Source organism: Kitasatospora xanthocidica (genome assembly GCF_014656195.1).
Classification (GTDB): domain Bacteria; phylum Actinomycetota; class Actinomycetes; order Streptomycetales; family Streptomycetaceae; genus Kitasatospora; species Kitasatospora xanthocidica.
Map to the genome: position 1 here is coordinate 1 of NZ_BNBY01000060.1, position 9822 is coordinate 9822.

The 9822-nt window shown below is 70.5% G+C and carries 9 protein-coding genes and 1 rRNA gene; all 10 read left to right on the top strand.

Annotated elements, in window-relative coordinates:
• Positions 1–98 precede the first annotated feature (98 nt).
• The 10 genes from rrf to IE332_RS40350 all read left to right on the top strand — a co-directional run bounded on the left by rrf (position 99) and on the right by IE332_RS40350 (position 9786).
• Positions 99–215: ribosomal RNA gene (gene rrf / locus IE332_RS40305) — 5S ribosomal RNA — on the top strand.
• 97 nt (positions 216–312) lie between these two features.
• Positions 313–933 (top strand): cardiolipin synthase ClsA, encoded by a 621-nt coding sequence (gene clsA, locus IE332_RS40310; protein WP_189926850.1) that lies wholly within the window; start codon positions 313–315, stop codon positions 931–933.
• 123 nt (positions 934–1056) lie between these two features.
• A complete protein-coding gene (locus IE332_RS40315) occupies positions 1057–3552 on the top strand; it encodes a mannose-1-phosphate guanyltransferase (protein ID WP_189926852.1) in 2496 nt (831 codons plus the stop codon).
• A gap of 177 nt (positions 3553–3729) precedes the next feature.
• Positions 3730–4821, top strand: coding sequence for a DUF881 domain-containing protein (locus IE332_RS40320; RefSeq protein WP_373313969.1), 1092 nt, complete (start codon positions 3730–3732; stop codon positions 4819–4821).
• Positions 4818–5150 (top strand): small basic family protein, encoded by a 333-nt coding sequence (locus tag IE332_RS40325; protein ID WP_030062488.1) that lies wholly within the window; start codon positions 4818–4820, stop codon positions 5148–5150. Before IE332_RS40320 ends, IE332_RS40325 begins: the two co-directional genes overlap by 4 nt.
• Positions 5151–5445: 295 nt before the next feature.
• A complete protein-coding gene (locus tag IE332_RS40330) occupies positions 5446–6348 on the top strand; it encodes a DUF881 domain-containing protein (RefSeq protein WP_373313970.1) in 903 nt (300 codons plus the stop codon).
• Between the two features lie 226 nt (positions 6349–6574).
• Positions 6575–7456 carry a double zinc ribbon and FHA domain-containing protein gene (locus tag IE332_RS42555; protein WP_189926854.1) on the top strand — a complete coding sequence of 294 codons (882 nt, stop codon included), beginning with the start codon at positions 6575–6577 and terminating at the stop codon, positions 7454–7456.
• A gap of 179 nt (positions 7457–7635) precedes the next feature.
• Positions 7636–8331 carry a transcriptional regulator FtsR gene (gene ftsR / locus IE332_RS40340; protein ID WP_189926860.1) on the top strand — a complete coding sequence of 232 codons (696 nt, stop codon included), beginning with the start codon at positions 7636–7638 and terminating at the stop codon, positions 8329–8331.
• 97 nt (positions 8332–8428) lie between these two features.
• Positions 8429–8905: a bifunctional nuclease family protein gene (locus IE332_RS40345; protein ID WP_030062493.1), complete on the top strand. Its 477-nt coding sequence runs from the start codon at positions 8429–8431 to the stop codon at positions 8903–8905.
• Positions 8906–9141: 236 nt separating this feature from the next.
• Positions 9142–9786, top strand: a complete 645-nt coding sequence (locus IE332_RS40350; protein ID WP_189926856.1) for a MerR family transcriptional regulator — start codon at positions 9142–9144, stop codon at positions 9784–9786.
• The last annotated feature ends 36 nt before the right edge of the window (positions 9787–9822 follow it).

Consider the following 9822-nt stretch of genomic DNA (forward strand, 5'->3'; position numbering starts at 1 on the left):
CGAGGGCTTGTCCTCAGTTGCTCGCGTCCACTGTGTTGTTCTGAAACAACGACCCACCCGAAATTTTGGTCGGGTGTCGGTTGACAGTTTCATAGTGTTTCGGTGGTCATAGCGTGAGGGAAACGCCCGGTTACATTCCGAACCCGGAAGCTAAGCCTCACAGCGCCGATGGTACTGCAGGGGGGACCCTGTGGGAGAGTAGGACGCCGCCGAACAATTCTTCTAGAGAAGCCCCCGCCGGGTGAACCGGACGGGGGCTTCTCTGTTGTAGGGTCAACGTGCATTGTCGTCACACGGACAGGAGGCCCCCGGGTGGAGGTCCAGGAGACGCGGGTCCAGACCGATCGCGTCCTCACCATCCCCAACCTGCTGAGCATGGGCCGGCTGGTCGGCGTTCCGCTCTTTCTCTGGCTCATTCTGTGGCCGGTCTTCGACGGGCCGAACAATGACCTCTGGGCGCTGCTGATCCTGATGCTCAGCGGAATCAGTGACTACCTGGACGGAAAGCTGGCCAGGCGGTGGGGGCAGATCAGCCGGGTGGGTCAGCTGCTGGATCCGCTGGCGGACCGGCTCTATGTGCTGTCCACGCTGGTCGGATTGACCTGGCGTGGGATTCTGCCGTGGTGGCTGACGGCGATTCTGCTGGCCCGGGAGGTGTTCATCGCCGCGCTGCTGCCCATTCTGAACAAGCACGGTTACGGGCCGCTGCAGGTGAGTTTCCTGGGGAAGGCCGCGACCTTCAACCTGATGTACGCGTTTCCGCTCCTGCTGCTCGGCAGCGTGGACAGCTGGATCGCGCGGCCGGCCGAGGTGGTGAGCTGGGCCTTCATCTGGTGGGGGACGGTGCTCTACTGGTGGGCGGCCATTCTCTACGCGGTGCAGGTGCGGCAGATCGTCAAGGGCGCCGCGGCGGGCCGGGCGTCCACAGTCTGAGACGTGATCTGAGAGAAGCCCCACGCCCCGTCGGTGCGTCGGACGATGCCTTCCGGGTAGAGATCCCTCTGGAACGGTTTGATGGACCTGCTGGTCCACACCGCGAAGGAGGACGCACCCGTAATGAAAGCCGTTGTAATGGCAGGGGGCGAAGGTACTCGACTCCGCCCGATGACCTCCAGCATGCCGAAACCGCTGCTTCCGGTCGCCAATATGCCGATCATGGAGCACGTGCTACGGCTGCTGAAGCGGCACGGCCTCTCCGACACCGTCGTCACGGTCCAGTTCCTGGCGTCACTGGTCAAGAACTACTTCGGTGACGGCGAAGAGCTGGGCATGCATCTGACCTATGCCCACGAGGAGACACCTCTGGGCACGGCGGGGAGTGTCAAGAACGCCGAGGACGCGCTCAAGGACGACTCCTTTCTGGTGATCTCCGGTGACGCGCTGACCGACTTCAACCTCTCCGAATTGATCGACTTTCACCGGAGCAAGAACGCTCTGGTCACCGTCTGTCTCACCAGGGTGCCGAATCCGTTGGAGTTCGGTATCACCATCACGGACGACGACGGGAGGGTCGAGCGCTTTCTGGAGAAACCGACCTGGGGGCAGGTCTTCTCCGACACGGTGAACACCGGTATCTACGTGATGGAGCCCGAGGTCTTCGACTACGTCGCGGCGGGTGAGTCCGTCGACTGGTCGAGCGACGTCTTCCCGCAGCTGTTGAAGGAGGGCAAGCGGGTCTACGGGTACGTTGCCGAGGGCTACTGGGAGGACGTGGGCACCCACGAGAGCTACGGCAAGGCCCAGGCGGACGTCCTGGAGGGCAAGGTCGAGGTCGAGCTGGACGGGTTCGAGATCTCGCCGGGCGTCTGGGTCGCCGAGGGGGCCGAGGTGGACCCGGAGGCGGTGCTCCGCGGGCCGCTGTACATCGGGGACTACGCCAAGGTCGAGGCCGGCGTGGAGATCCGCGAGCACACCGTGCTGGGCAGCAACGTGGTCGTCAAGCGCGGCGCGTTCCTGCACAAGGCGGTGGTGCACGACAACGTCTACATCGGGCCGCAGAGCAATCTGCGCGGCTGCGTGATCGGCAAGAACACCGATGTGATGCGGGCCGCGCGGATCGAGGACGGCGCGGTGATCGGGGACGAGTGCCTGGTCGGCGAGGAGTCGATCATCGGGGCGAACGTCCGGGTGTACCCGTTCAAGACCATCGAGGCCGGCGCCGTCGTCAACACCTCGGTGATCTGGGAGTCGCGTGGGCAGGAGCACCTCTTCGGCGTCCGCGGCGTCTCGGGGATCCTGAACGTCGAGATCACTCCGGAGCTCGCCGTCCGGCTGGCCGGGGCCTACGCGACGACGTTGAAGAAGGGCGCCACCGTCACCATCGCGCGTGACCACTCGCGTGGTGCGCGTGCGCTCAAACGGGCGATGATCTCGGGGCTGCAGACCTCGGCGATCGACGTCCGCGACCTGGAGAACGTGCCGATGCCGGTGGCCCGGCAGCACACGGCGCGGGGGAGTGCGGGCGGGATCTTCCTGCGGACCACGCCGGGGGTGCCGGACTCGCTGGACATCCTCTTCTTCGACGAGCGCGGTGCGGACCTCTCGCAGGCCGGGCAGCGCAAGCTCGACCGCGTCTACGCGCGCCAGGAGTACCGGCGGGCCTTCCCCGGTGAGATCGGGGACCTGACCTTCCCGTCCAGCGTCTTCGACTCCTACGCCGGCAACCTGCTGCGGACGGTGGACACCACCGGGGTCCGGGAGGCCGGGCTGAAGGTGGTGGTGGACACCGCGCACGGCAGCGCGGGCCTCGTCCTGCCGAGCATCCTCGGCCGGCTCGGGGTGGAGGCGCTGACCGTCTCCAGCGGGCTCGACGAGGCGAGGCCGACCGAGGACGCGGAGACCCGGCGGGCCGGGCTGGCCAGGCTGGGCGAGCTGGTGGCCTCCTCGCGGGCGGCCTTCGGCGTCCGCTTCGACCCGGTCGGCGAGCGCGTCGCCTTCGTGGACGAGCTGGGCCGGGTGATCGACGACGACCGTGCGCTGCTGGTGCTGCTGGACCTGGTGGCGGCCGAGCGGCGCAGCGGTCAGGTGGCGCTGCCGGTGACCACGACCAGGATCGCCGAGCAGGTCGCGGCGTACCACGGCACCCAGGTCATCTGGACCACGACGACGCCGGACGACCTCGCGAAGGCGGCCTCCGCCGAGGGCACGGTGTTCGGCGGGGACGGGCGCGGCGGCTTCGTGGTGCCCGAGTTCAGCGGGGTGCTGGACGGGGCCGCGGCCTTCGTCCGGCTGGTCGGCCTGGTGGCGCGGACCCAGCTCACGCTGAGCCAGATCGACGCGCGGATCCCGCAGGCGCACATCCGGCGCCGGGACATCGCGACGCCGTGGGCGGCCAAGGGCATGGTGATGCGCTCGGTGGTGGAGGCGGCCGGCAGCCGGCGGCTGGACACCACCGACGGCGTCCGGGTGGTCGAGGCGGACGGGCGGTGGACGCTGGTGCTGCCCGACCCGGCCGAGGCGGTCACCCACCTGTGGGCGGAGGGGCCGGACGACGAGGCCACCGAGGCGCTGCTGGACGAGTGGGCGGCGGTGGTCGACGGCGCCGGTCGGTGACGGCCGGGCCCTGAGGACGGAGTAGCCCGAACGGCGGGGCGCACGGCATCGTTCGTGCGCCCCGCTGTCCGTTTTCACCTCATTCGGAACGGTCCGTCTCTTCCGCCATGTGTGCAGCGTGTGTGCAGCTCAGGGGCCGTGCACGGGCCCCCTCGAAGCCATGGGACGATGGTCTCCATGCCAGCGACGCCGACGCCGAGTGCCCCGAACGGGCGGTACAACCGCCCGGACGCCTCGATGTCCCTGCTGACCAATGTGATGGACCACAGCCTGGACGAGGGCTACGCGGAGGCGGCCGCGGCACGTGGCGGTGCCCGTGACAGCCGGATACCCGGCACGCTCCGGGGACTGCTCACGCTGGGCGCCGGGCTGGCGCTGGTCGGAGCGGTGGTGACGGTGGGCGCGGTGAACGCGCACAAGGCCGAGCCGACGCTGGCCAAGGAACGGGACGCGCTGATCCACCGGATCAACGACAGCAACACCTCGGCCGACCGGCTGCAGAAGCAGGTGCAGGAGCTGCGGCGCAAGGTCGACAGCACGCAGCAGCAGGCGCTCCCCTCGGGGGACGCCGACGCCGGGGGCCTGAGCGGGGCGGTCGGCCTGGGCGAGGTCACCGGGCCGGGCGTGAAGCTCGTCCTGGAGGACGCCGCCGGGACGGGCCAGGGCGGCAACGTCGACCCGCGGGCGGGACAGGGCTTCTCCAACAGCGGGCGGCTGCGGGACCGCGACCTCCAGCTCGTGGTGAACGGCCTGTGGGGGTCCGGGGCGGAGGCGGTCGCGATCAACGGTCAGCGCCTCACCGCGCTCTCCGCGATCCGGGCCGCGGGCGAGGCGGTGCTGGTGGACAACCGGCCGCTCGTCCCGCCCTACAACATCCAGGCGATCGGCGACGGGCCGAAGCTCCTCACCGCCTTCGAGAACGACATGGCCGGGCAGTACCTGCGGCTGCTCCAGGAGAAGTACGGCATCAAGTCGACGCTCTCCACGCAGAAGAGCCTGACGCTGCCGGCGGCGGTGGGCGTCTCGCTGCGGACCGCGCAGCCGGTCACGCCCGAACCCTCGCCGACGGCGACGCCGACGACCGCCCCGACGTCGAGCGGGACGCCGACGACCGGCCCCGGAACCTCGGAGAGCCCGGGAGCGTCCGTCTCACCATCGGCCTCACCCAGCGCTTCACCATCCGCGACCAGCGGTGGTCCGACCCCCAAACGGCGTCCGTCGACCGGATCCGCCAAGACGACGACAGGGACAGGAGCAGCCAGACCGTGATTGCCGTACTGGGTCTTGTGATCGGGGTGGTCGTCGGCCTCTTCGTCCAACCCGAGGTGCCGGACGCCGTTGTGCCCTATCTGCCGATCGCGGTGGTCGCGGCGCTGGACGCGGTGTTCGGCGGTGTCCGGGCGATGCTGGACGGGATCTTCAACGACAAGGTGTTCATCGTCTCGTTCCTGTCGAACGTGGTGGTCGCGGCACTGATCGTCTTCCTCGGTGACCAGCTGGGCGTCGGTTCCCAGCTGTCCACGGGCGTGGTCGTCGTCCTCGGCATCCGCATCTTCTCCAACGCGGCCGCGATCCGTCGCCATGTCTTCCGTGCCTGAGTCGGGCCGCGAGCGGGCGGCGGAGGAGCGCGAGCCGGAGGGGAAGGCTGCCGAGGGGGCAGTTGAGAAGGCGGTCGAGAAGGCCGCGCAGGCCTCCGAGCCCGAGCCTGACGGGGAGTCCGGGCCTGATGGGGCCGGGGGTGCCGAGGAAGCCGTCGAAGAGGCCGAGACGGGCTCCGGGGAGGACGCGGAGGCCGCGGCCGAGCAGGATTCCGACGCTGACGTCGAGGCTGAGGCCGACGCCGAGGTTGAGGCTGAGGTCGAGGCCGGCCCGGGGCCGGAGCCCACGCTGCGGCTGCTGAAGCCGGTCCGGCCGGCGTCCGAGCCGGAGCCGGAGCCAGTGGCACCCGAGGCCGCGGCGTCCGAGGCCGAGCCCGAGCCCGTGCCCGTACCGGCCGTCGAGCCGGAGCCCGAACCTGAACCCGAGCCCGTCGCGGCGGCTCCCGTCGAGCAGCCGCCGGCCGTGGACCGCAACGCCGGGCGGCGGCGCCTGCAGGCGGCGCTGTGGCCGCCGCGGTTGTCGCGCGGTCAGCTGGTGGTGGCGCTGCTGCTGTTCTCGCTCGGTCTGGGGCTGGCGATCCAGGTGCGGTCGACCAACGACCACCACAGCCAGCTGCGCGGGGCCCGCCAGGAGGACCTGGTCCGGATCCTCGACGAACTGGACAGCCGTCAGCAGCGTCTCCAGCAGGAGAAGGCGGAGTTGGAGCAGTCCCTGGCCAAGTTGGAGAACAGCTCCAACCAGGCCAAGGAGGCCCAGGAACAGACCAGGAAGAAGGTGACGGAACTCGGCGTTCTCGCCGGTACCGTCAAGGCCACTGGTCCGGGCATCGTACTGACGGTCGATGATCCCCAAGGGCAGGTGAAGGCAGATATGCTGCTGGACACCCTGCAGGAACTTCGAGCGGCGGGGGCGGAGGCGATTCAGATCAACGATGTGCGCGTGGTGGTCAACACCTACTTCACCGACCTGTCGGGCGGCGGGGTGCAGATCGACGGGAAGAAGGCCTCGCAGCCCTATCGATTCACCGTCGTGGGGAACCCGCAGGACCTGACCCCCGCGCTGAACATCCCGGGGGGTGTCGTCCGTACTTTGGAGAGTCACCAGGCGCGGGCGACGATCACCCAGCAGCAGAAGGTGGTCGTGGACGCCCTCGTGGATCCGAAGACGCCGCAGTACGCCAAGCCGGCTTCGAAGTGACGGGGCACCCGACGAACGGCCCGTCACGGGCCGGCGGCACCCGCTGCGGGGCGCCGTCGTCACGTGGGCGAGACTGGTTCGCACCGGTACGCTCCGGAGCAACAACCGCAGCACCAACTGTCGGAGTACCACTCCAGCGGGACCGAGCCGCAACCGGGCTCGGCGCCTGTCCGAGGTTCTCACCCTGCCCCGCGGGCGGGTCTGTCACACGCAAGGGGATTCGCCCGTGAGTTTCTTCTCGAAGTTGTTCGGTCGCAACAAGGGCCGTGACGCGGCCGCCGTGGAGGCGCCGACCGCGCGGCACCGCCGGCCCGAGGACGAGCCCGCCGTGCCGGGCATGCGACCCGCGCCCGAGGCCGCTCCGTACGCCGGCCAGCAGATGTTCCGGGACGGCGGCGCCGCCCAGTACGCGGGGAATCCGGCGGGCTACGGCGCGTCGGTTGACCCCTCCGGCGACCCGCGCATAGGTTTCCCGTCAGCACCCTCAACCTCTGGTGGAGGGTTTGCTCCGGACCCGTACGCCGGGCACAACCCGTCGGGTGTGCCGCGCCAGGAGGCTGTGAACATGGCTGGCTCCTCTCCGTGCCCCAGGTGCGGCAACCAGAACCCGGCCGCGGCCCGGTTCTGCTCCAACTGCGGTACGGCGCTGCGCGGAGGCCTGCTGCCGGAGGGGGCGGCGGAGACCACGTCGACCATCTCCATCTCCGGCCTGGAGTCGTACGACCCCACCACCACGACCGGCACCGGCACCACGCCGGCCCTGTCGGCCGAGGTGCTGTCCGCCATCGACGCGCTGCCGCCGGGCTCGGCCCTGCTGATCGTGCAGCGCGGCCCGAACTCGGGCAGCCGCTTCCTGCTCGACTCGGACGTCACCACGGCGGGGCGCCACCCGCAGGGGGACATCTTCCTGGACGACGTCACGGTCTCGCGCCGTCACGTGGAGTTCCGCCGCACCCCGGCCGGCTTCAGCGTCGCGGACGTGGGCAGCCTCAACGGCACCTACGTCAACCGGGAGCGGATCGACGAGGTGACGCTGAACAACGGCGACGAGGTCCAGATCGGGAAGTACCGGCTGGTGTTCTTCGCCGGCCACAACCGGGGGTACTGAAACCAACGTCGGCAGGAGCCCGAGTGAATACGAATACCCCTTCCTCTTCTCTCGGGGCGGCCACCCCAGCCCCGTCCGGTCCGCAGGCGGACCGCGGCGGGCGCGGGGTGGTCGCGGGCCCCAGGCAGCCGGTCCGCGCGGAGCGGACCGCCGGGCGGCGGCGCGGCGGTGACGAACTGCTGAGCATCGGCGCGGTGCTGGCCTTCCTGCGCGACGACTTCCCCGAGGTCACCATCTCCAAGATCCGCTTCCTGGAGGCGGAGGGACTGGTCGAGCCGCAGCGCACGCCCTCGGGGTACCGCAAGTTCAGCCCGGCCGACGTCGAGCGGCTGGCCTACGTCCTGCGGATGCAGCGGGACCACTACCTTCCGTTGCGGGTGATCCGCGAGCACCTGGACGCCATCGAGCGCGGTGAGAGCCCGCCCGCGCTGCCCGCCGCGGCCGACGCCAGGCCCGGGCCGATGGAGGAGGCGGACCGCGAGCTGGTCGCCTCCTCCGACGTCCCGTCCGGGGTCCGGCTGGGGCGCGCCGAGCTGCTGGCCGCGGCCGAGGCCGGGGAGCGGGAGCTCGCCGAGTGGGAGTCCTACGGGCTGGTCGCGCCGGGGCCGGACGGCGGGTACGACGGCGAGGCGCTGCAGGTGGCCCGGCTGGTCGCGGAGCTCGGCCGGTACGGCCTCGAGCCGCGGCACCTGAGGGCCATGAAGGCGGCGGCGGACCGCGAGGTCACGCTGGTCGAGCAGGTGGTGGCGCCGCTGCGCCGGCACCGGAACCCGCAGACCAGGGCCCATGCCGAGGCCACCGCGCGGGAGCTCGCGACGCTGTCCGTACGGCTCCACGCGGCGATGGTCCAGGCCGGTCTGCGGACCCGCGGGTAACGTTCCGGGCGGCCGCCGGACGGCGGGTGCACCGCGCTGACCAGCGGCGTCGGCCCTGCGCTTTCATATCCGGGACCGGAGCCATAGGGTTGCCTGTGTGAATGAGCTCGACGTCGTGGGTGTCCGGGTGGAGATGCCTTCCAACCAGCCGATCGTGCTGCTGCGGGAGGTCGGGGGAGATCGCTACCTGCCGATCTGGATCGGCCCCGGCGAGGCGACCGCGATCGCCTTCGCCCAGCAGGGCATGACGCCGGTGCGCCCGCTGACGCACGACCTCTTCAAGGACGTCCTGGAGGCGCTCGGCCAGCAGCTCACCGAGGTGCGGATCACCGATCTGCGGGAGGGCGTGTTCTACGCCGAACTGGTCTTCGCCGGCGGGGTCGAGGTGAGCGCCCGGCCGTCCGACGCGATAGCGCTGGCGCTGCGGACCGGCACGCCGATCTACGGGAGCGAGGAGGTGCTCGCCGAGGCGGGCATCGCGATCCCGGACGAGCAGGAGGACGAGGTCGAGAAGTTCCGCGAGTTCCTCGACCAGGTCTCGCCCGAGGACTTCGGGGGCGGCGGCCCGCAGTAGCGGGGACCGGCTCTCTGACCGACGCGGCGAGCGTCGGGCCTTGGCGTTTTGCCAAAAACCGTCGACCTACCCACACTGGGGGCACGAAAAACCACTCTCCTGAGTGATGTGGTTTGTCTGGCCCGGCGTGGCGATCGTTGACGGGTCATAGGGGACTGCCTACCGTCAGGAGTGGCTGTCCGGGTGGCCGATGCCCGCAGTCGGGTTGCCCGCAGCACAAGTGGACGGAGGCAGGCATGAGCAGCACCGGCGATGACGCGGCCGTGGGAGGCCTGTGCGCCGTGCACGTGCCGCGCACCGCTCGCGGCGTCACGGACCTGCCCCGGGTGGGCAGGTTCCCGGCCGTACAGCCGGGCCAGCCGGCCATCGAGCGGCTGCCCCCGACCTCCGAACTGATCGGCTACCGCGGCCCGACGGCCTGCGCGGCCGCCGGCATCACCTACCGCCAGCTGGACTACTGGGCCCGCACCGGGCTGCTGGAGCCCAGCGTCCGGACGGCGTACCCGGCGGCCAGTCAGCGGCTCTACAGCTTCCGCGACGTGCTGCTGCTCAAGATCGTGAAGCGGCTGCTCGACGCGGGCGTCTCGCTGCAGAACATCCGGGTGGCCGTCGCCCATCTGCAGGCCGCCGAGCAGGGCGACCTGGCCGGGATGACGCTGATGTGCGACGGCGCGACGGTGTACGAGTGCACCACGCCGCAGCAGGTGGTGGACCTGCTGAAGGGCGGTCAGGGGGTCTTCGGCATCGCGGTGGGGGCGGTCTGGCGGGAGCTGGAGCTGACGCTCGGCCGGCTGCACGCGGAGCGCACCGACACCGGCGAGACCCTGGTCGGGCAGGACCCGGCCGACGAACTGGCACAGCGCCGCAACCGGGCGGTCTGAGGACCAACACGACGAGGCCGTGGGCCCGGACGGGGA

Coding starts and splice junctions, on each gene's coding strand:
- IE332_RS40315 (WP_189926852.1), top strand. CDS start 1,057: ATGAAAGCCGTTGTAATGGCAGGGGGCGAAGGTACTCGACTCCGCCCG.
- IE332_RS40320 (WP_373313969.1), top strand. CDS start 3,730: ATGCCAGCGACGCCGACGCCGAGTGCCCCGAACGGGCGGTACAACCGC.
- IE332_RS40350 (WP_189926856.1), top strand. CDS start 9,142: ATGAGCAGCACCGGCGATGACGCGGCCGTGGGAGGCCTGTGCGCCGTG.